The sequence below is a fragment of the Mycolicibacterium houstonense genome, from assembly GCF_900078665.2.
Lineage (GTDB): Bacteria > Actinomycetota > Actinomycetes > Mycobacteriales > Mycobacteriaceae > Mycobacterium > Mycobacterium houstonense.
On the sequence record NZ_LT546207.1, the window covers coordinates 1465756 to 1486968 of the forward strand.

A 21213-nucleotide genomic window follows, 5' to 3' on the forward strand; every position below is an offset into this window, starting at 1 on the left:
CAGCCGCTACGTGGCCGACACCCATGGTGTCCCGACACTGCGTGAGCTGTACCGGCGGGCCTGCGGGCCGGACCATCCCGACGTGCCGACGGCGATCCGAGAAACGCTGGGTGCCCACCTCGACGCCGTGGTGGCCGACTGGCGCCGCTGGCTGACCGGATAGCCTGTCGCCGATGGGCAGCAGACGGGTCACAGCTGGGATGCCAGCGGGCAGGACGGCGCGATGACGCGGGTTTTGTTGGTCACCAACGACTTTCCACCGCGCCGCGGCGGCATCCAGTCCTATCTGGAGGCCTTCGTCGGTGAGTTGGTGCGCGACGGATCGCACGAGCTCACGGTGTACGCGCCGAAGTGGAAGGGCGCCGCGGACTTCGACGACCAGGCCGCCGCGGCCGGTTACCGCGTGGTGCGGCACCCGACCTCGCTGATGGTGCCCGAGCCGACCGTGGCGGCCCGGATGACCCGGTTGATCGCCCAGAACGACATCGAGACGGTGTGGTTCGGGGCGGCCGCTCCGCTGGCGCTGCTCGGCCCACTGGCCCGGCGGGCCGGCGCCCGGCGCGTGGTGGCCAGCACGCACGGCCACGAGGTGGGCTGGTCGATGCTGCCGGTGGCGCGCGGTGCCCTGCGCCGCATCGGCGACGACGCCGACGTGGTGACGTTCGTCAGCCGCTACACCCGGGGCCGGTTCGCCTCGGCCTTCGGACCGCGCGCGGCGCTGGAGCATCTGCCGCCCGGCGTCGACATCGACCGGTTCGTACCGGATTCGGTGGCGCGGGCCGAACTGCGGGCCCGGTATGGGCTGGGGCAACGGCCGGTGGTGGTGTGCCTGTCCCGCCTGGTGCCGCGCAAGGGCCAGGACATGCTCATCCGCGCCTGGCCGGCGATCCGGCGGCGTATCCCGGGGGCCGCGCTGGTGATCGTCGGCGGTGGACCATACCTGCCGACCCTGCAGAAGCTGGCACACACCCACGATGTGACCGCGGATGTGGTGTTCACCGGCGGGGTGCCCGGTGCGGAACTGCCAGCGCATCACGCGATGGCCGACGTGTTCGCCATGCCGTGCCGCACGCGTGGCGCCGGCCTGGACGTGGAGGGGCTGGGCATCGTCTATCTGGAGGCCTCGGCCTGTGGTGTCCCGGTGATCGCCGGAACCTCCGGTGGGGCACCGGAAACCGTGCTCGACGGTCAGACCGGCACGGTGGTCGACGGCACCGATGTGGCGGCCGTGGCGACTGCCGTGGGCGATCTGTTGGCCGACCCCGACCGGGCCGCCGCGATGGGNACCATCCCGACGTGCCGACGGCGATCCGAGAAACGCTGGGTGCCCACCTCGACGCCGTGGTGGCCGACTGGCGCCGCTGGCTGACCGGATAGCCTGTCGCCGATGGGCAGCAGACGGGTCACAGCTGGGATGCCAGCGGGCAGGACGGCGCGATGACGCGGGTTTTGTTGGTCACCAACGACTTTCCACCGCGCCGCGGCGGCATCCAGTCCTATCTGGAGGCCTTCGTCGGTGAGTTGGTGCGCGACGGATCGCACGAGCTCACGGTGTACGCGCCGAAGTGGAAGGGCGCCGCGGACTTCGACGACCAGGCCGCCGCGGCCGGTTACCGCGTGGTGCGGCACCCGACCTCGCTGATGGTGCCCGAGCCGACCGTGGCGGCCCGGATGACCCGGTTGATCGCCCAGAACGACATCGAGACGGTGTGGTTCGGGGCGGCCGCTCCGCTGGCGCTGCTCGGCCCACTGGCCCGGCGGGCCGGCGCCCGGCGCGTGGTGGCCAGCACGCACGGCCACGAGGTGGGCTGGTCGATGCTGCCGGTGGCGCGCGGTGCCCTGCGCCGCATCGGCGACGACGCCGACGTGGTGACGTTCGTCAGCCGCTACACCCGGGGCCGGTTCGCCTCGGCCTTCGGACCGCGCGCGGCGCTGGAGCATCTGCCGCCCGGCGTCGACATCGACCGGTTCGTACCGGATTCGGTGGCGCGGGCCGAACTGCGGGCCCGGTATGGGCTGGGGCAACGGCCGGTGGTGGTGTGCCTGTCCCGCCTGGTGCCGCGCAAGGGCCAGGACATGCTCATCCGCGCCTGGCCGGCGATCCGGCGGCGTATCCCGGGGGCCGCGCTGGTGATCGTCGGCGGTGGACCATACCTGCCGACCCTGCAGAAGCTGGCACACACCCACGATGTGACCGCGGATGTGGTGTTCACCGGCGGGGTGCCCGGTGCGGAACTGCCAGCGCATCACGCGATGGCCGACGTGTTCGCCATGCCGTGCCGCACGCGTGGCGCCGGCCTGGACGTGGAGGGGCTGGGCATCGTCTATCTGGAGGCCTCGGCCTGTGGTGTCCCGGTGATCGCCGGAACCTCCGGTGGGGCACCGGAAACCGTGCTCGACGGTCAGACCGGCACGGTGGTCGACGGCACCGATGTGGCGGCCGTGGCGACTGCCGTGGGCGATCTGTTGGCCGACCCCGACCGGGCCGCCGCGATGGGCGCGGCGGGCCGGCAGTGGGCGGTCGACCACTGGCAGTGGCGCTCGCAGGGTGCCCGGCTGACCGGGCTGCTGTCGGGCTGAGCCGGACTCAGCTGTAGAGCGCCGCGATGTCGGAGGCGAACTTCTCGGCCACCACCTTGCGCTTGACCTTCAGCGTCGGGGTCAGCTCGCCGGTGTCTTCGGTGAAGTCGACCGGCAGGATCCGGAACTTGCGGATCGACTCGGCATGGGACACCGCCTGATTGGCGTCTTTCACCGCCAGGTCGATCTCGGCCAGCAGGTCGGGGTCGTCGGCCAGATCGGCCACCGAGGCGCCGGTGTCCTTGCCGTTGCGCTGTTTCCAGCCGGGGAACGCCTCCGGGTCGATGGTGATGAGCGCGGCGATGAAGGGCTGCTGATCGCCGACCGCCATCGCCTGGCTGATCAACGGATGGGCCCGCAGTCGATCCTCCAGCAGCGCGGGTGCGACGTTCTTGCCGCCGGCGGTGACGATGATTTCCTTCTTGCGCCCGACGATGGTCAGGAAGCCGTCGTCGTCGATCGCGCCGAGATCACCGGTGTGGAACCAGCCATCGGTGAACACCGCGTCGGTCTCCGCGTCGTTGTTCCAGTAGCCGTTGAACACGACACCGCCCTTGACCAGCAACTCACCGTCCTCCGCGATGCGCATGCTGTTGCCGGGCACCAGCTTGCCGACGGACCCGACCTTGAGCTCGCCGACCCGGTTCACCGTGATCGCGGCACTGGTTTCGGTCAGCCCGTAGCCCTCGTAGATCGTCAAGCCCACGCCGCGGTAGAAGTGGCCGAGCCGCGCACCCAGCGGCGCACCGCCCGAGATCGCGGCGTGGCACTCGCCGCCGAGCGCGGCCCGCAGCTTGCCGTAGACGAGCTTGTCGAACAGGGCGTGCTTGGCGCGCAGCAGCAGGCCCGCACCGCCGGTGTCCTGGGCTTTACTCCACTCGATCGCCGTGTCGGCGGCGATCGCGAAGATCTTGCCCTTGCCGTCGTTGCGGGCGTTCTGCTCGGCGGTGTTGTAGACCTTCTCGAACACGCGCGGGACCGAAACCACCAGCGTCGGCTTGAACACCCCGAAGATCGGTACCAGGTTCTTGATGTCGCTGGTGAAGCCGAGGGTCACCTTGTTGGCGAAGGCCGCGATGGTGATGGCCCTGGCCAGCACGTGGGCCAGGGGCAGGAACACCAGCATCCGCTCGCCCTTGGCCAGTTCGGTCGTGAAGCAGGCCTTGGCGCCGTGGATCTCGTAGAGCAGGTTCGAGTGGGTCAGCTGGCAGCCCTTGGGCTGGCCCGTGGTTCCGGAGGTGTAGATCAGCGTCGCCGGGTCGGCCGAACGAATGCCGGCCAGCCGCTTGTCGAGCTCGGCGGGGTCGACGGACTTACCGGCCTCGGCCATGGCCTCCAGCGCGGCGGGGCCGGTGCCCTCGATCCGCAGCACCTTGCCCAGCTCGGGCAGCTGGCCGCGCAGTTGTTCGACGGTGTCGGCGTGCGCGTCGGTCTCGGCGAACACGATCCGCGCCGCGGAGTTGTCCAGGACGAAGCGCACCTGTTCGGCCGAGGACGTCTCGTAGATCGGCACCGTCACCGCGCCCACCGACAAAATGGCGAAATCGATGATCGGCCACTCGTAGCGGGTGGCCGACAGGATCGCGACCCGATCGCCGGGCTGGATTCCCTCGGCGATCAGGCCCTGCGCCACCGAGCGGATCTGATCGGCCGCCTCGGCGCAGGTCACGTCGACCCAGGAGCCGTCGACCAGGCGCCGGAAAATCACATGATCAGGGCTCTCGGCCGCGTGTGCGGATACCGAACTGACGATGTTGTCGTGCTCGCCGACGGCAAACGACGCGGGGACGCTGTACTCCCGCATTGACTCACGCACGATCTTGCCCTCCAGGCTTGTGATACCGGCTTGTGCGCGTCAGCCTAGTCGGCCGCGGTAGTCCGGCGACCGGGCATGTGTGAAGCTAGTCCGCGATGAACAGCATTCAGATCGCCGACGAGACGTTCGTCTGTGCCGATCCGGTCGCCGTGGGCGCCGCGGTTGCCGATGTCGCCAGCTGGCGGCGGTGGTGGCCCGACCTGGTGCTCAAGGTCGTCGAGGACCGCGCGGACAAAGGCCAGCGCTGGACCGTGACCGGGGCGTTGACCGGAACGATGGAGGTCTGGCTCGAGGAGGTGATGGACGGTGTGGTGCTGCACTACTTCCTGCACGCCGAACCGTCCGGTGCCACCGCCCGGCAGCTGGCCGAGATGGATCTGCCCAACATGAACCACCGGCGCCGGGTGGCAGGCAAGGTGATGGCCTTCGAGATCAAGCAGCGCCTGGAGTCGGAGCGACCGGTCGGGGTGTCACGACTGGCCTGACCGAGGACGTCGACGGGAGGGTAGATTTCTCCGCGAGAGCCGTGGTACCTCGGCGGGGCGGGGAGAAGGGTGTGACGGTGGCCGACAAGACTTCGCAGACCATCTACATCGATGCTGATCCGGGGACGGTGATGGACGTCATCGCCGACATCGGTTCGTATCCGGAATGGGTGGCCGAGTACAAGGAAACCGAGGTCCTGGAGTCCGACAAGGACGGCAATCCCAAGACCGCGCGCCTGGTGCTGGACGCGGCGGTGCTCAAGGACACCATGGTGCTGGCCTACGAGTGGCCCGCGGACCGTAAATCGGTGACCTGGTCGCTGGTCTCCAGCTCGCTGCTGCGGGCGCTCGAAGGCACATACCGGTTGTCGCCCAAGGGATCCGGCACCGAGGTGACCTACGAGCTGTCGGTCGATCTGATCATCCCGATGATCGGGCTGCTCAAGCGCAAGGCGGAGCGACGTCTCACCGATACCGCGCTCAAGGATCTCAAGAAACGAGCCGAGGCTGAGTGAGTTCCTGTGTGGCCGCGAGGATCAGCCTGTTCGTCGGCAAGGGCGGCGTAGGTAAGTCGACACTGGCGACGGCCACCGCGGTTCGTGACGCCATGTCCGGGCAGCGGGTCCTGATCGTGTCCACCGATCAGGCGCATTCGACCGGGGACGTCCTGGGCATCACGCTCGCGCCGACCGGGCATCGAACCCCCACGCGGGTGCTCAGTGACCTGGATGCCGGACCGAGCGGAGCCGGCGGACTGGACGCCCTGGCCCTCGACACGCTGGCCCTGCTGGGTGCGCGCTGGGTCGAGACGGCCGGGTCGCTGGCCGCGCGTTTTCCCGAATCGGACTTGGGAGATGTTGCCCCCGAAGAGCTTTCGGCACTGCCGGGGATTCAGGAAGTGCTCGGACTGCACGAGGTCGGCGAGCTCGCGGATTCGGGGCAGTGGGATCACGTGGTGGTGGACTGCGCGTCGACCGCCGATGCGTTGCGCATGCTCACGCTGCCCGAGACCTTCGGTCTGTATCTGGAGCGGGCCTGGCCGCGGCACCGCCGCCTGTCGGGTTCTCCCGATGCGGCCACCGCGGCCATGGTGGCGTTGATCGAGCGGGTGGACGCCGGTATCCGCAGGCTCGGCAGCCTGCTCACCGACGGATCCCGGGTGAGTGCCCACCTGGTCCTCACCCCGGAGCGGGTGGTGGCCGCCGAGGCGTCCCGGACGCTGGGGTCGCTCGCGCTGATGGGTGTGGAGGTCGCCGAGATCATCGTGAACCAGATTCTGGTGCAGGATGATTCGTTCGAGTACCACAACCTGCCTGCGCACCCGGCGTTCGATTGGTACACCGAGCGGATCTCCGAACAGCAGGCCGTGCTCGACGGTCTCGACACCGCGATCGGGGATGTGCAGCTGGTCCTCGTCCCGCACGTGCCGGGGGAACCGATCGGTCCCAAGGCGCTGGGCGAACTGATCGACAGTGCCCGGCGGCGCGATGGTTCCCCGCCACCGGGCCCGTTGCGGCCCGTCGTCGACCGCGAGTCGGGGACTGGACTCGAGGCCGTGTACCGATTGAGGCTAGAGTTGCCGCAGATCGATTCGGCCGGGCTCACGCTGGGTCGCGTCGATGACGACCTGATCATCGGCGCGGCAGGGATGCGGCGTCGGGTGCGGTTGGCCTCTGTGTTGCGTCGGTGCGTCGTGACGGATGCACAGTTGCGCGGCAGTGAGCTGACAGTACGTTTTCGTCCGAATCCGGAGGTGTGGCCGGCATGACGGGGTCTCATCCCGAACTGGGTTCGGAGCTTCGGCAGCTGGCGCAGGAAATCCTGGACCGGTTGGATCCCGCGGTGCGGTTGGCCGCAGCGGGTTTGGCGGCCGCGGACAGCCCGGGCAAGTGCCAGCAGGTGTGGTGCCCGGTGTGTGCGCTGGCCGCGGTGGTCAACGGTGAGCAGCATCCGCTGCTCGCGGTGATCGCCGAACACAGTGTCGCGCTGCTGACGGTGATCCGCGCGGTCCTCGACGACGGCCGCGACGGGTCGGCCGGCGGGGATACCGGTTCCGGCGGAGATAGCCCGTCGCCCGACGGCGGGCCGGATGAGCCGCCGCCCGACGATTACCCGCCGTCACCAGGTCCGGGCCGCTACCAGCACATCCCGGTCAACGTCCAAGACTGAGACGCCGCTGAGACACAGCAGGCATCCAGGGCTTGCTGTGGTAGCCACAACAAGCCCTGGGTACAGTTGTCGCAGAGCATTGCGCGATGCGCCCAAGGTGGAGGGTCCATGTGGTATTGGCTGTTCAAGTACATCCTGTTGGGCCCCTTGCTGGCTGTGCTAGGCCGGCCCAAAATCACTGGCCTGGAACATGTTCCGGCCAACGGTCCGGCGATCCTGGCCAGTAATCACCTGGCGGTGATGGACAGCTTCTACCTGCCGCTGGTGGTCAGCCGGCGCATCACGTTCCTGGCCAAGCAGGAGTACTTCACCGGCACCGGGATCAAGGGCCGGTTCCTGGCGTGGTTCTACACCGTGGTCGGGCAGGTGCCGATCGACCGCACCGACGCGGACTCGGCGCAGGCCGCCCTGACCACCGCCACCCGCATCCTCGGTGAGGGCAAGCTGCTGGGCATGTACCCCGAGGGCACCCGCTCACCCGACGGTCGCCTCTACAAGGGCAAGACGGGCTTGGCCCGGCTGGCGCTGGAGACCGGGGTGCCGGTGATCCCGGTGGCCATGGTCGGCACCGACGTGGTCAACCCGCCGGGGTCGAAGGGGCTGCGGTTCGGCCGGGTCGAGGTCAGGTTCGGCAAGCCGATGGACTTCAGCCGGTTCGACGGGCTGGCCGGTAACCGCTTCATCGAGCGCGCCGTGATCGACGAGGTGATGTACGAGCTGATGGACCTCTCCGGGCAGGAGTACGTGGACATCTACGCCGCCACCCTCAAGGAGAGCGCTCAGCAGACCAACGGTCAGGCGGTCGAGGCGGCCAAGCCCGCGTCCCGGTTACCGCACGCCGCCGCGGGTTAGGACGTTTCGCCGCCGCCGAGCCGGGCCAGCGGCGTGGCGGTGACGACGTCGTCGTTGTCCGCCTTCGGCTTGGACACCGCACCGGCGACGATGATGACCGCCAGCGCCCACCACAGGTAGGAGCCACCGGCCAACTGCCGCAGTACCGACGCCGCGGTCTCATGGTGCGGGGTGAGCAGGGTGATCGGCGTCCACACCATCAAGGCCAGACCCACCGCCGTCACCAGGGTCAGGTACACCGAGGCCAGGCGCACATGGCGCATCCGGTACGCGAGCACACCGGTGACCAGCAGCGTCGGCAGCGACCACACCCAGTGGTGCGACCACGACACCGGTGACACCACCAGGCCGAACATCGCCACACAGATCAGGGCGAGCACCGGTGCCTCGTCCGCGCCGCTGCGCAGGGCCCGCCGGGCGGCCCACACCGTCAGCGCCAGCACCATGAAGCACGCGATGACCCACAGGGCGAACCGCGGCCCCTCGGCCAGGCCGAGCCGCGCCAGCGCGCCGGCGATGTTCTGGTTGGTGTTGAGCGTGGCGGTGCCGATCCGGTCGGTGTTGCGTACCGTCTCGGTCCAGTACTCGATCGAGTCCGTCCAGGCCAGCACGAATCCGGCCAGGCTCGCCACCACGGTGGCCGCGGCGGTCCGCAGCAGGGTGTGGATGTCCCGGCGGAGCAGGAAGTACAGCAGGAACACCGCGGGGGTGAGCTTGAGCGCGATCGCCAGACCCAACAGCATCCCGCGCGGCCACGGTGTCCGGCGGGGCACGCAATCGGCCAGCACCAGCGTCATCAGCACCACGTTGATCTGGCCGAACTCGAAGTTGGACCGGATCGGTTCCAGCCAGAAGACGGCGGGCACCACGAGCGCGGCGGCCAGCCAGCAGCGGCGCAACCAGGCCGGCTCGGAGGTGATCGTCGTGTCGGGCCAGACATCCAGCCGGGTCAGCACGATGACCACCGAGACGATCAGCAGCAGCAGCGTGGTGGCGGTGATCGCCACGCTGGCCGCGGGTAGCGAGAGCCAGGCGAACGGGGCGAACGCGATCGCGGCGAGCGGGGGATAGGTGAACGGCAGGTCCAGGCCGCCCTGGGTGTGGAAGATCGCGCCGTCGGCGTACAGCGGCTGGTTGTCCAGCCAGGCGCGGCCGCCCATCCGGTACACGTCGATGTCGATGCGATAGGGCACGTGGCCCAGTAGCCGCCAGCCGGCCCAGATCAACCCGGCCACTGTGAGCAACTGAAAAAGCCGCCACCCGATCGTCGGTGCCCAACCAGCTCCGCCGGGCGACTGCCGCATACTCATGTTCTCAACAGCCTATCGGTGGCAACCCCGTGCGGCCGCATCCACGGTCGCGACGCGCGCAGGTCGGCGTAAGTTCTGTGCGTGCACGCGACCCTCCATCTCGATTTCGTGACCCGTGATCGCCTGCCGTTGCTGTGCTGCCTGGTGGCGTTCATTCTCACGTTCTTCGTGACCCGTCTCGTGGTGCGTTACATCCGCCGCAACGCCGGCAGCGACCGTCCGCGCCGGTGGTGGCAGCCCCGCAACATCGGCCACGGCTCGCTGCACATCCATCACATGGTGATCGGGGTGGTGCTGGTGATGGTGTCGGGCGTGACGATGGTGACGCTCGCGGTCAACGGCGGCGTGCCGGAATTCACCGTTGCCGCGGTGTTCTTCGGTATCGGCGCCGCGCTGGTGCTCGACGAGTTCGCCCTGATCCTGCACCTGTCGGACGTGTACTGGGCCGAGGACGGCCGGACCTCGGTGGATGCGGTGTTCGCCGCGGTGGCAGTCGCGGGGCTGTTGATCATGGGTTTCAACCCTTTGTCATTCTTTGATATCGGTATCTGGCGTGAGGACCAGTCGGTGGCCATGCGCGCGCTCGTGGTCGGCATGGCGGTGCTGACCCTGCTGCTGGCGGTGGTGGTCCTGCTCAAGGGCAAGGTGTGGACGGGATTGGTGGGCATGTTCATAACCCCGCTGCTGTTCGTCGGGGCGGTTCGGCTGTCACGGCCGCACGCGCCGTGGGCACGGTGGCGCTACACCGGCCACCCCCGCAAGATGCACCGCGCGCTGGAGCGGGAGCGCTGGCTGCGCCGGCCGGTGGTGCAGGCCAAGCTGTGGTTGCAGGACGCGATCACCGGTATGCCGAAGTTCCCCGACGACGCCGCTGTCGACGCACAGCTCGACCGGGAGATTCATGCGGCACCAGCCCCCGCCGCCACGACCACGACGACCGAGCGGAAGGCCTGATGCGGTACTTCTACGACACCGAGTTCATCGACGACGGCCGGACCATCGAGTTGATCTCGATCGGTGTCGCCGCCGAAGACGGCCGCGAGTACTACGCGATCTCGACCGAATTCAATCCCGACCGGGCCGGGCGGTGGGTGCGCAAGCACGTGCTCCCCAAACTGCCGTCCCCGTCGTCCCAGCTGTGGCGGTCGCGTCGGCAGATCCGGTCGGAGCTGGAGGACTTCTTCGACATCGACGGCGACGAGCCGATCGAGTTGTGGGCCTGGGTGGGCGCGTACGACCATGTGGTGCTGTGTCAGCTGTGGGGTCCGATGACCGATCTGCCCCCGGCGATGCCGCGGTTCACCCGCGAATTGCGCCAGTTCTGGGAGGAACGCGGATCGCCGCGGATGCCCGCGCGGCCGACCGACGCACACGACGCACTGGTCGACGCCAAGCACAATCTGCACCGCTTCCAGTTGATGACGAGCCTGGACTCGGCGCCGGCGCGGCGGCCCGGCCTGACACAGCCCTGAAAACACCCGCTCACCGGCGGCTACCATGAACGGGTGAACTGGACTGTCGACATCCCCATCGACCAGCTGCCGCCACTGCCTCCGCTGACCGACGAGCTGCGCCAACGGCTCGACGCGGCGCTGGCCAAGCCGGCCGTCCAGCAGCCCAGCTGGGATGCCGACGCGGCCAAGGCCATGCGCACCGTGTTGGAGAGCGTCCCGCCGGTCACCGTCCCGTCGGAGATCGAGAAGCTCAAGGGCCTGCTTTCCGACGTGGCCCAGGGCAAGGCGTTCCTGCTGCAGGGTGGTGACTGCGCCGAGACCTTCGTCGACAACACCGAACCGCACATCCGGGCCAACATCCGCACGCTGCTGCAGATGGCCGTGGTGCTGACCTACGGCGCCAGCATGCCGGTGGTGAAGGTGGCCCGGATCGCGGGCCAGTACGCCAAGCCGCGGTCGGCCGATCTCGACGCGCTGGGCCTGAAGTCCTACCGGGGTGACATGGTCAACGGCTTCGCCCCGGACGCCTCGGTGCGCGAGCACGACCCGTCACGCCTGGTGCGGGCCTATGCCAACGCCAGTGCCGCGATGAATCTGGTGCGCGCGCTGACCTCATCGGGGCTGGCTTCGCTGCACCTGGTGCACGACTGGAACCGGGAGTTCGTCCGGACCTCACCTGCCGGTGCCCGCTACGAGGCGCTGGCCGGGGAGATCGACCGGGGCCTGAAGTTCATGTCCGCCTGCGGGGTGGCCGACCGAAACCTGCAGACCGCCGAGATCTTCGCCAGCCACGAGGCGCTGGTGATCGACTACGAGCGGGCGATGCTGCGGCTGTCCGACCCGGCCGAGGCCTCCGACGGGGTGCCGAAGCTGTACGACCAGTCCGCGCACTACCTCTGGATCGGTGAGCGCACGCGTCAGCTCGACGGGGCCCACGTGGCGCTGGCCGAGGTGATCGCCAACCCGATCGGGATCAAACTGGGGCCGACGACCACGCCGGAGCTCGCCGTCGAATACGTCGAGCGACTGGATCCGGACAACGAGCCGGGCCGGCTGACCCTGGTGACCCGGATGGGCAACAACAAGGTGCGCGACCTGCTGCCGCCGATCATCGAGAAGGTCCAGGCGACCGGTCATCAGGTGATCTGGCAGTGCGACCCGATGCACGGCAACACCCATGAGTCGTCGACCGGCTACAAGACCCGTCATTTCGACCGCATCGTCGACGAGGTGCAGGGCTTCTTCGAGGTGCACCACGCGCTGGGCACCCACCCCGGCGGCATCCACGTCGAGATCACCGGCGAGAACGTCACCGAATGCCTCGGTGGGGCGCAGGACATCTCGGATTCCGACCTGGCCGGCCGCTACGAGACCGCCTGCGATCCGCGGCTCAACACCCAGCAGAGTCTGGAACTGGCGTTCCTCGTTGCCGAGATGCTGCGCGGCTAGGCGTCGCTACAGCAGGGCACCGATGTTGGTGCCCAGCGTCCACGCCGCGGCGGCCACCAGACCGGTGAAGGTGAGCACGGCGATCAGCCAGATCACCAGCGCGCGCTTGGCGCGTTGGCGCGCCCAGTAGAACTCGCTCATCTCGATTCCGGCGAATTGCCCTGCCCCGAAAGCGTATTCGCCGTCCTCGGGGTCGTCGGTAATCGGCGCCCAGTCATGCTGATCCCGGGTGATCTCGCGGGTCGGCTGACGCGGCGCGGGAGCCAGGGGGACCGGGGGAGCCGGCGGCGCGGCCGTCACCACCGTGGTGGTCTCGGCGCGTCGTTCGTCGGATCCGGCGAGATCGTGCACCCGGGTGGCGGCCAGGTGCTGTGCGGAATGCCGCGGCGCGGGCACCCGGAACGCGGGAAGGCCGAGATCCTCGACGATCTGGTGCAATTCGGCCCGCATCTCCTGGGCGTCGGTGAATCGCCGCCCGGCATCGCGGTCGGTGGCCCGGCGCACGAGTTCATCGAATTGTGTTGGTACCCCGGCGATCACCGAGCTCGGCGCGGGCACGTCGTTGTCCATGCGCTGGTAGGCCACGGCGAGTGCGGAATCACCGGTGAACGGAGTCTCGCCGGTGAGCAGTTCATAGGTCAGGATGCCGACGGCATAGACGTCGCTGCGCGGATCGGCGTCACCGGTGCGCACCTGTTCGGGGGACAGGTAGGCCGCGGTACCCAGAATCACACTCGTCGAGGTGATCTTGGCCTCGGCCACCGCGCGCACCAGACCGAAGTCGGCGATCTTGACCTCGCCGTCGTCGGAGATCAGCACGTTCTCGGGCTTGATGTCGCGATGCACGAGCCCGGCCCGGTGCGCCACCGCCAGCCCGCCGAGCACCGGCGCCAGGACCGCGGCGACCGCATGCGGGGGCATCGGACCCCGTTCGGCCAGCAGTTCCCGCAGGGTGCCACCATCGATCAGTTCCATCACCAAGAAGGGTGGTTGCTGCGCCGGGCCGTTTCCGGAGCCTCCGCCGCCCTGGTCGTAGACGGCGACCAACCCGGGATCTTTCAACCGGGCCACGGCCTTGGCCTCACGGCCGAACCTGGTCAGAAAATGGCTGTCGCCGCTGTAGCGGGAGTCCATCACCTTCAGCGCGACGGGACGGTCCAGGCGGACGTCGAGCCCGCGGTACACCGTGGACATGCCACCGGTCGCGATGGGTGTGTCCACGCGGTACCGCCCGTCCAGCATGGTGCCGACGAGCGGATCCGATTGCTGCTCCACCGGACACATGTTACGAGTTGCCGCCGAGGTCCTAGAATCGATGCGGTGAGCAGCATTCCGGCCGCCGATGACGTTTTGGATCCCGACGAGGCCGTCTACGACCTACCAACGGTGTCGGGTTTGCTCGGCATCCCGGTGACCAAGGTGCACCAACAGTTGCGGGACGGACACCTGGTCGCCGTGCGCCGCAACGGGGTCCTGGTGGTGCCGAAGGTCTTTTTCGACGATGCCGGACGGGTGGTCAAGCCGCTGCCCGGTCTGCTGGTGGTGCTGCGCGACGGCGGCTACCGCGACACCGACATCGTGCGTTGGTTGTTCACCCCGGACGAGTCGCTGACGATCACCACCGACGGCAGCACCGAACGGATGTCGAACGCCCGGCCGGTCGATGCCCTGCACTCGCACCAGGCTCGCGAGATCCTGCGCCGCGCGCAGGCGCTAGCGTACTGACGGCTGGTTTTCCGCGGCCGGTTCCGGTTCCGGTGCGCGGTACAGCGAGTACCACGCGGCCACCGCGCACGCGGTGGTCAGCAGGACATGGGCCCACGAGTACATGCCGTGTGCCCCATCGGGTTTCCACATCACCATGATCCAGGTGGAGAACCCCGCCACCGCCGCGATGGCGGGCCGCGTCTGGATCAGGGCGGCAGCCACCGCGAGCGGCCAGGTGTAGTACCAGGGCAGCGCGGCGGGCACGAACAACACGACCACAACCATGGCCAGGGCGATGCCCGTCAGCGCCTGCCGGTCGGTGTGCCGGTAGCGCCACCACAACAACGGCAGGGCGATCACGATGGTCAGGATGCCGATGATGCGGGCGACCTCGAGCACGGCGTAGAAGTTGACCGGAAAGACCAGGCCGCCAATGGCGTTGATGAGGTTGGCCGCCGCGGTGGGCACCGTGAGCCAGTTGATGATCTTGACCGAGCCGGCCAGTGCCGTGAGCCAGCCCAGGCCCACTCCGGCCAGCCAGGAGAGCACCGCGAACACCGCCACGAAGATCAGTACCGAGGCGGCGGTGGCGATCGCGAACGCCCGCACCGCGGCCATGTCGCGCTTGTCCCGCAATTGGCGCATCCACACCCAGACCAGGAACGGCAACGCGAGCCCGGCGGTGGCCTTGACGGCCACGGCGACCGCGATGAGGCTGACCCCGATCACCGGCCGGCCGGCGAACGTCAGGGCGATCGCGGCCATCATCAGCCCGACCATGAGCATCTCGTTGTGCACGCCGCCCATCAGGTGCACGATCACCAGCGGGTTGAGCACGCAGATCCACAGCGACGCGGCGCCGCTGGCGCCCACGTGCCGGGCCACGCGCGGTGCGGCCCAGATCAGCAGCAGCAGACCGGGCAGCATGCACAGCCGCAGCAGCATGGTGCCGGCCACCACGTCGTCACCCACCAGAATCGTGACGAACTTCGCCACCAGGATGAACGCCGGTCCGTAGGGGGCCGTGGTCGTCGTCCAGATCGGGCTGACGTTGTCCAGCAGCGAGTTCGGGTTCTCCACCGGTCCGACCACATACGGGTCGAAGCCGTCGCGCAGCAGCGCTCCCTGGGCCAGGTACGAGTAGGTGTCGCGGCTGAACAGCGGCACGCTCAGCAGCAGCGGTGCGAGCCAGAAGCCGGTGGTGGCCACCATGGTGTATTCGGTGGCGGTGCGGTCGATCACGCGGCGGCCCAGCCACAGCCAGGCGATCAGCATCGCGGCTACGCCGGCCCACAACAGGATCGAGGACAGCACCAGGCCGTGGCCGAACCGCAGCCAGGACAGGTGAAGTGACTCCAGCAGCGGATCGTGCAATCGCGTGCTGCCCGCGCCGAGGCCGCCGATGGTGAGCAGGGCCGCACCCAGGCAGCCCAGGCGGGCCGGGCGGGCCTCGGCAGACACCGCGAATGCGGCCAGGCGCGAGATGTGTTGCGCCACCCCGGTAGTCGGGGTGGCGGTCGGCATAGGTGTCATGGGGGAGTTGTCATGTCCTTATGACGGACGGCTCCTACGCCGACCGGTTCGCCGCGAAGCGGGCGATTTCGGCCAGGCCGGTCTTGGCCTGTTGGTGGATCGGGGCCGACGCGAGGGTGTCGAGGGCGCGGTGGGTGAGCAGCTCGATGTGTTCCTCGACCGCGGCCAGCGCTCCGACGGATTCGATGGCCTGGCACAGCTCACCCACGTGCGCGTCGGTCAACTCGGTGCCCACCGAGTTGCGCAGCAGCGTGGCGACCGCCGGGTCGGTTTTGTCGGCCAGCTCGAGCGCCTCGGCCAGCAGCACCGTGCGCTTGCCCGAGCGCAGGTCGTCGCCGGAGGGCTTACCGGTGACCGCGGGATCGCCGAACACCCCGAGCACGTCGTCGCGGAGCTGGAAGGCAACGCCGAGGTCGTTGCCGACCTGGTGGAAGATCTGCTGCACGTCGGGCCGGTCGGCCGCTGCGGCGGCGCCCAGCTGCAGCGGCCGGGCCACCGTGTAGGACGCGGTCTTGTAGGTGTTGACGTTCAACGCCGAGGCCACCGATTCGGCACGGCTGGCCTCCGCGACGATGTCGAGGTACTGGCCGCCGAGTACTTCGGTGCGGATATGGCGCCAGACCTGTTGGATCCGCTGCTGGGCGTCGGCGGCGATGTCGGCGGAGGCGACGATGTCGTCGGCCCAGGACAGGGCCAGGTCGCCGGCCAGGATGGCCGCCGACAGGCCGAACTGCTTGGAGGAACCGTGCCACTTGCGTTCGCGGTGGCGGTCGGCGAACAGCCGGTGCACGGTGGGCAGGCCGCGGCGCGTCGCCGAATCGTCGATGACGTCGTCGTGGACCAGCGCGCAGGCCTGCAGCAACTCCAGCGCGGCGAACAGTCTCAGCACGCCGGGATCGGCAGGCAGGTCGGCCGGCTCGACCACCGCGCGCCAGCCCCAGTAGGCGAAGGCCGGGCGCAGCCGTTTGCCGCCCCGCAACACGAATTCTTCGAGTGCGGCGGTCAGCTCGGCGTAGTCGGTTCCGATGTACTCGCAGTCGTGGCGGCGCTCACGCAGGTAGTCGCGTAATTGGTCGGTGACGGCGCCGGCCAACTCGACGGTCGACGGTGCCGCTGTTTGCACGCTCAGCGCCCGCCCCTTTCTGTGTCAACGGTGTCCCCGAGTGCATTCAGGGTAAAGCGTGGGGTGTGTTTTGTACCAAGTGAGCTCGAGGGATCAGTCGCCGCTGACCGCCGGATCACCCGGCTTCGGTGAGGTGTCGCGGCTCATCCAGGCCAGGGTGCCGATCACGCCGGCCACCAGGAACGCGCCGACGATGAGCCAGATGGCCGCCGTGGTGAAGGACCTGGCACTCGGATCGGTGTACCGGGCCTGGGCGTTCATCGTGCTGACGATGCCCGGCCGCAGTTTCCATTCCACGATCGACGAGCTCACCTGATCGCCGTTGGTCGACGTCACCTCGCCGGGGAACGACACGGTCAGCAGAACGTCGGCCTGCGGGTCCGACAGTGAGGTGAGGTCGACGCGGCCCTCCAGGATCACCAGATCGCCTGCGCGGCGCAGCGAGATGTCGACGCCTGCGGAATCGCGGCTCATGCCGGCGAGCTGGGGCAGTTCGGCGAAGGTGAGGTCGGAGAACACGGCCTGGGACCCGACGAAGTCGTCGCGGCTGTACTCCGAGACCGCGACCTTGTTGGCGAACGGGAGGTTGTTCAGCAGCTGGGGACCTTTGTCCTCGGCGTCGCGCGGCTTGGCCGCGGCGATGATCTGGCCGGACACCCGGTCGTCGGCGGAGACCGTGATCGAGGTACGGACCCGGACGCAGCCGACCGCCAGGGGCAGGATCAGCAACAGCAACATCACCAGCGTGAGCAGACGGGTCCGGCTGCGGCGGCGGGGTGGTCGGGCGTGCACGCAGGTCATCGTGCCAGATCTCACAGTGGTAGGGGACGACCGAGGATGGCAAACGGCCTGGGGTCACCGGCGAAGTGGTAGCCACGGATCACGTCGGTGAAGCCGAGCCGCCGGTACAACTGCCAGGCTCGGTTGGACTCGCCGTAGATCTCCGGGGTCGACAACAGCACATGAGATTCGGGTCGGTCGGCCAACAGTCGCCTGGTCAGGGCCTCGCCGAGACCACGGCCCTGGGCGCGGGGCTCGATGTGCAACTCGGTGAGTTCGAAGTAGCTGGCCATCAGTTCGGCGATCCGGTCTTGACGCGTTCCGATCCGCTGCAGGCCGGAGATCACCTGTTGTTGCCACCATTGGTCCGGGGCGCCGCGGTAGCCGTAGGCGATGCCCTGCAACGGGGCATCGAGCAGTTCCGGGCCGGTGGGGCCGGCACCGGCTTCGGCGTCGGACGGTGGGGCGACGGGGGAAGTGTGCTCGACGGCGGCCACGCATTTCCAGCCGGCGCGGCGGGGGTGCTCGAGCCACAGGGCCGCGCGCTGGTCCTCGGTGCCGCGGGGATAGCGCATGGCGTCGACGTACACGCGCAGCGCTTCGGGGAGCCGGCGCTTCATGTCGTCCGGCGACAGATCGATGAGATACGTCGCCAATGCTTTCGCCCTTTCGCCAGCCCGCTGTCTGCCGGACTCATTATCTTCAGTCATTATCGGGCGACGAGACCGTTGGTCCCGTCGACCCGGGCCATCTCGGAACGACTTACAATCGAAGGTGAACAAGGTGGTACGGCTCGGATCGACCTCGTATCATTAGGTTCAGGTGCCCGTGATTGCGGGCATGTCAACGTTTGAAGGCGACGGCGGCGTCGGCAAGGAGGGACGAATGCCACTCTCCGATCATGAGCAGCGCATGCTCGATCAGATCGAGAGCGCGCTCTATGCCGAGGATCCCAAGTTCGCGTCGAGCGTCCGCGGTGGGACCTTGCGTGCGCCATCTGCCCGGCGTCGGTTGCAGGGCGCGCTTCTGTTCGTCGTGGGGCTGGCGCTGTTGGTCATCGGTGTGGCGGTGAAGGCCACGATGATCGGTGGATTCCCGATCGTGTCGGTGGTGGGCTTCGTGGTGATGTTCGGCGGCGTGGTGTTCGCCATCACCGGCCCACGGATCACCGGCGGCCGCGATCGTGCGGCCCAGGGTACGGGCAGTGCGCCACGTCAGCGTCGTCAGCGCGGCGGGTCGTTCACCACCCGGATGGAGGACCGGTTCCGGCGTCGCTTCGACGAGTGAACCGGCCGACGGTTTCTCGGGGGTAGCCCTCAACGGGCTGCCCCCTTTTTTTGTGCCCGGATCCGGCTCGGGCGACCGCCTAGCGACACGCCGACGGGATGAGGCGTGTCCGATCCGTGGGGCGGGGTGGGGGATTCGCCGGATCGGGTGAGATTTCTGCCCCACAACGCCCCACCTTCCAACCGCAGGTCTCTACCTGCGGTTTTTCTGTTTCTCCGGGCTGGCCTGAGTGCTCACGTGCCCGTCTGAGGGGGATTCGGGGGCCTTTGGTGGGGCAGAAACCCAAACTCGTAGGCTCAAATGGAGCAAAGTGGGGGATCGTGGGGTAAAGTGGCGGCCAACGGGGAGAACGGAGCCCCGTTCGGAGGGCAGAAGGCGAAGCGACTCGGGATCCGAACCGGGTGGCGGGAGGTGTCCAGATGTTTCTGGGTACCTACACGCCCAAGCTCGACGACAAAGGGCGGCTCACGCTGCCCGCCAAGTTCCGCGACGTACTGGCAGGAGGGTTGATGGTCACGAAGAGCCAAGATCACAGCCTTGCCGTGTACCCGCGGGACGAGTTCGAGAAGTTGGCCCGGCGTGCATCGCAGGCTTCCCGGAGCAATCCGGAGGCCCGTGCGTTCTTGCGCAGCCTGGCCGCAGCCACCGACGAGCAGCATCCTGACGCGCAGGGTCGGATAACCCTGTCGGCGGATCATCGTCGCTACGCCAACCTGACCAAGGAGTGCGTGGTGATCGGGTCGGTCGACTATCTGGAGATCTGGGACGCCGAGGCATGGCAGGAGTACCAGCAGACCCACGAAGAGAACTTCTCCGCGGCCACCGATGAAACTCTGCGCGACATCATCTGATGGAGCCGCTGATACGGCCGGTGAATCGGGGGCTGGCCTGGACTTAGCCCGTGCAGCGCGGCCTCTGCCCGAATTGGCCCTGGCGTACTTCCCCAACGCCAGGTCCGTGAATTCGGACAGAGACCCCGGTGCAGGGGCCATTCCGAGCGGAGGTGTTTCAGCGGTGCCCGAGTCCCCAGATCACTCAGACTCCCCGGACCCCGGGAATTCCCAAGAGCACGGACACATTCCGGTTCTGCTCGAACGCTGCGTCGAGCTGCTGGCCCCCGCGCTGACCCGCCACCATGCCGACGGCACGGGAGCGGTCCTGGTGGATGCCACCCTGGGCGCCGGAGGACATTCCGAACGTTTTCTCACCGACTTCCCCGGGCTCCAGGTGATCGGCCTGGACCGGGATCCGAACGCGCTCGGCGTCGCCGGCGCCCGCCTGGCGCTGTTCGGTGACCGGATGCGGCTGGTGCGGACGCGGTACGACGGCATCGCCGGCGCGATCGCGGAATGCGGCTTCGAACGGATCGACGGCGCGCTGTTCGACCTCGGGGTGTCCTCGATGCAGCTCGACCAGACCGAGCGCGGCTTCTCCTACTCCGCCGACGCCCCGTTGGACATGCGGATGGATCCCGACGCGCTGCTGACGGCCGCGGAGATCCTCAACACCTACGACGCCAAGTCGATCGCCCGGATCCTTCGCGATTTCGGAGAGGAGCGCTTCGCCGGCCGGATCGCCGACAAGGTCGTCAAACGACGTGCCCAGCAGCCGTTTTCGACTACCGGCGAGCTGGTCGAGCTGCTGTATGAGGCGATCCCCGCCCCGGCGCGCCGTACCGGTGGGCACCCGGCCAAGCGCACCTTCCAGGCGTTGCGGGTCGCGGTCAACGGCGAACTCGATTCGCTGCGCGCCGCGCTCCCGGCCGCTCTGGCCGCGTTGTCCGACGGTGGGCGCATCGTGGTGATGGCCTATCAGTCGCTGGAAGACCGCATCGTCAAGCAGGCGTTCAGCGCGGCCACGGCATCGCGCACCCCGCCCGGCCTGCCGATGGAGTTGCCGGGCCATGAACCCGAATTCGTCGCATTGACCCGCGGAGCCGAGAAGGCCCGACAAGCAGAGATCGATCGAAATCCGCGTAGCGCTCCGGTGCGGCTGCGGGCACTGGAAAAGGTGGGGGAAGGGGCCAACTCATGAAGGTGAAGCGACCCGAGCAGCTGCGCGAGACAGACCGCAGGCGTCCGGTACGGCAACCCGCACGTAATGGCGGCAGGCGCACCGCGGAGGCTCCGCCGCGCAAGCGTCGGCCAGGTTCCGAGCAGCGGCCCACCCGTTCGGCACCGGGCACCGGGCCGATTCAACGGCCGGGCACCCGTCCGGCCCGGCCCAAGAGTGCCAGCCAGGCCAAGGCCCGGGCCAAGGCACGTAAGGCCAAGGCGCCCAAGGTTGTCCGCCCCCCATTGCGGGTCCGCCTGAGGGAACGGCTGCTGGCGCGGCTGGCCTCGGTGGAGCTCAATCCGCGCGTTCTCATCGCCCGGGTCCCCTTCGTGGTGCTGGTGATCGCGGCGCTCGGGGTCGGTCTCGCGGTCACCCTGTGGCTGTCGACGGGTTCGGCCGAGCGGTCCTACCAGCTCGGCCACGCCCGGCAAGTCAACGAGGGCCTGCTGCAACAGAAAGAGGCCCTCGAGCGCGATGTCCTCGAAGCGCAGGCCGCCCCGGCGCTCGCCGAGTCGGCACGCAACCTCGGGATGATCCCGTCGCGCGACACCGCCCATCTGGTGCAGGACGCGACCGGCAACTGGACTGTGGTCGGCACGCCCAAGCCGGCCGA

At 68.6% G+C, this 21213-nt stretch carries 22 protein-coding genes; 15 read left to right on the forward strand and 7 right to left on the reverse strand.

What is annotated here, in order from left to right:
• Positions 1-223: 223 nt before the first annotated feature.
• Both BN4332_RS07365 and pimB read left to right on the forward strand, forming a co-directional pair.
• Positions 224-1369 (forward strand): glycosyltransferase family 4 protein, encoded by a 1146-nt coding sequence (locus tag BN4332_RS07365; RefSeq protein WP_066897856.1) that lies wholly within the window; start codon positions 224-226, stop codon positions 1367-1369.
• A gap of 68 nt (positions 1370-1437) precedes the next feature.
• Positions 1438-2580: a GDP-mannose-dependent alpha-(1-6)-phosphatidylinositol monomannoside mannosyltransferase gene (pimB, locus tag BN4332_RS07370; protein WP_066897857.1), complete on the forward strand. Its 1143-nt coding sequence runs from the start codon at positions 1438-1440 to the stop codon at positions 2578-2580.
• Between the two features lie 7 nt (positions 2581-2587).
• Here pimB and BN4332_RS07375 read toward each other — a convergent pair whose 3' ends face one another.
• Complete coding sequence (locus BN4332_RS07375; RefSeq protein ID WP_066897858.1) at positions 2588-4384, reverse strand: AMP-dependent synthetase/ligase; 1797 nt, start codon at positions 4382-4384, stop codon at positions 2588-2590.
• Positions 4385-4491: 107 nt separating this feature from the next.
• Here BN4332_RS07375 and BN4332_RS07380 point away from each other — a divergent pair, with 107 nt between their 5' ends.
• The 5 genes from BN4332_RS07380 (at position 4492) to BN4332_RS07400 (ending at position 7902) form a co-directional block, all read left to right on the forward strand.
• Positions 4492-4881 (forward strand): polyketide cyclase / dehydrase and lipid transport, encoded by a 390-nt coding sequence (locus BN4332_RS07380; RefSeq protein ID WP_066897859.1) that lies wholly within the window; start codon positions 4492-4494, stop codon positions 4879-4881.
• A gap of 77 nt (positions 4882-4958) precedes the next feature.
• Positions 4959-5396 (forward strand): SRPBCC family protein, encoded by a 438-nt coding sequence (locus BN4332_RS07385; protein WP_066897874.1) that lies wholly within the window; start codon positions 4959-4961, stop codon positions 5394-5396.
• An 8-nt stretch (positions 5397-5404) separates the two neighbouring features.
• The gene (locus BN4332_RS07390) at positions 5405-6649 is read left to right on the forward strand and encodes an ArsA family ATPase (protein WP_235654041.1); all 1245 of its coding nucleotides are present in this window, start codon (positions 5405-5407) and stop codon (positions 6647-6649) included.
• Positions 6646-7050: a hypothetical protein gene (locus tag BN4332_RS07395; RefSeq protein WP_066897875.1), complete on the forward strand. Its 405-nt coding sequence runs from the start codon at positions 6646-6648 to the stop codon at positions 7048-7050. Before BN4332_RS07390 ends, BN4332_RS07395 begins: the two co-directional genes overlap by 4 nt.
• A gap of 108 nt (positions 7051-7158) precedes the next feature.
• Positions 7159-7902 (forward strand): lysophospholipid acyltransferase family protein, encoded by a 744-nt coding sequence (locus BN4332_RS07400; protein WP_066897861.1) that lies wholly within the window; start codon positions 7159-7161, stop codon positions 7900-7902.
• On the opposite strand, the gene BN4332_RS07405 is transcribed toward BN4332_RS07400, so the two are convergent.
• Positions 7899-9212, reverse strand: a complete 1314-nt coding sequence (locus BN4332_RS07405) for a glycosyltransferase 87 family protein (protein WP_066897862.1) — start codon at positions 9210-9212, stop codon at positions 7899-7901. The genes BN4332_RS07400 and BN4332_RS07405 overlap by 4 nt on opposite strands.
• Positions 9213-9293: 81 nt before the next feature.
• On the opposite strand from BN4332_RS07405, the gene BN4332_RS07410 reads away from it, so the two are divergent.
• From BN4332_RS07410 to BN4332_RS07420, 3 genes are read left to right on the forward strand one after another with little or no spacing between them, the layout of a single operon-like run.
• A complete protein-coding gene (locus tag BN4332_RS07410) occupies positions 9294-10166 on the forward strand; it encodes a hypothetical protein (RefSeq protein ID WP_066897863.1) in 873 nt (290 codons plus the stop codon).
• Positions 10166-10684 carry a polyadenylate-specific 3'-exoribonuclease AS gene (locus tag BN4332_RS07415; RefSeq protein ID WP_066897864.1) on the forward strand — a complete coding sequence of 173 codons (519 nt, stop codon included), beginning with the start codon at positions 10166-10168 and terminating at the stop codon, positions 10682-10684. The genes BN4332_RS07410 and BN4332_RS07415 overlap by 1 nt, the downstream gene beginning before the upstream one ends.
• Positions 10685-10717: 33 nt before the next feature.
• Positions 10718-12115: a class II 3-deoxy-7-phosphoheptulonate synthase gene (locus BN4332_RS07420; protein ID WP_066897865.1), complete on the forward strand. Its 1398-nt coding sequence runs from the start codon at positions 10718-10720 to the stop codon at positions 12113-12115.
• 6 nt (positions 12116-12121) lie between these two features.
• On the opposite strand, the gene BN4332_RS07425 is transcribed toward BN4332_RS07420, so the two are convergent.
• Positions 12122-13399 (reverse strand): protein kinase domain-containing protein, encoded by a 1278-nt coding sequence (locus BN4332_RS07425; RefSeq protein WP_066897866.1) that lies wholly within the window; start codon positions 13397-13399, stop codon positions 12122-12124.
• Between the two features lie 36 nt (positions 13400-13435).
• Here BN4332_RS07425 and BN4332_RS07430 point away from each other — a divergent pair, with 36 nt between their 5' ends.
• The gene (locus tag BN4332_RS07430) at positions 13436-13840 is read left to right on the forward strand and encodes an Rv2175c family DNA-binding protein (RefSeq protein ID WP_066897867.1); all 405 of its coding nucleotides are present in this window, start codon (positions 13436-13438) and stop codon (positions 13838-13840) included.
• Here BN4332_RS07430 and BN4332_RS07435 read toward each other — a convergent pair.
• The 4 genes from BN4332_RS07435 to BN4332_RS07450 form a co-directional block, all read right to left on the reverse strand.
• A complete protein-coding gene (locus tag BN4332_RS07435; protein WP_066897868.1) occupies positions 13829-15355 on the reverse strand; it encodes an alpha-(1->6)-mannopyranosyltransferase A in 1527 nt (508 codons plus the stop codon). The two genes, BN4332_RS07430 and BN4332_RS07435, sit on opposite strands and share 12 nt — an antisense overlap.
• A gap of 34 nt (positions 15356-15389) precedes the next feature.
• Entirely contained in the window at positions 15390-16478 is a 1089-nt protein-coding gene (gene idsA2 / locus BN4332_RS07440; protein ID WP_066897869.1) for a bifunctional (2E,6E)-farnesyl/geranyl diphosphate synthase, read from the reverse strand.
• Positions 16479-16571: 93 nt separating this feature from the next.
• On the reverse strand, positions 16572-17279 hold the full coding sequence (locus BN4332_RS07445; RefSeq protein WP_066897870.1) for an LppM family (lipo)protein: 708 nt from the start codon (positions 17277-17279) through the stop codon (positions 16572-16574).
• Between the two features lie 11 nt (positions 17280-17290).
• Positions 17291-17914, reverse strand: coding sequence for a GNAT family N-acetyltransferase (locus tag BN4332_RS07450; protein WP_066897871.1), 624 nt, complete (start codon positions 17912-17914; stop codon positions 17291-17293).
• Between the two features lie 229 nt (positions 17915-18143).
• Here BN4332_RS07450 and BN4332_RS07455 point away from each other — a divergent pair, with 229 nt between their 5' ends.
• The 4 genes from BN4332_RS07455 to ftsL all read left to right on the forward strand — a co-directional run.
• Positions 18144-18545, forward strand: a complete 402-nt coding sequence (locus tag BN4332_RS07455) for an SCO2097 family morphological protein (RefSeq protein WP_066897876.1) — start codon at positions 18144-18146, stop codon at positions 18543-18545.
• A 419-nt stretch (positions 18546-18964) separates the two neighbouring features.
• On the forward strand, positions 18965-19396 hold the full coding sequence (gene mraZ, locus BN4332_RS07460; RefSeq protein ID WP_066897872.1) for a division/cell wall cluster transcriptional repressor MraZ: 432 nt from the start codon (positions 18965-18967) through the stop codon (positions 19394-19396).
• Positions 19371-20579, forward strand: coding sequence for a 16S rRNA (cytosine(1402)-N(4))-methyltransferase RsmH (rsmH, locus tag BN4332_RS07465; protein WP_235654042.1), 1209 nt, complete (start codon positions 19371-19373; stop codon positions 20577-20579). Before mraZ ends, rsmH begins: the two co-directional genes overlap by 26 nt.
• A partial coding sequence (gene ftsL / locus BN4332_RS07470) for a cell division protein FtsL (protein ID WP_494337815.1) occupies positions 20576-21213 on the forward strand: 638 nt, incomplete at its 3' end. The genes rsmH and ftsL, both read left to right, overlap by 4 nt.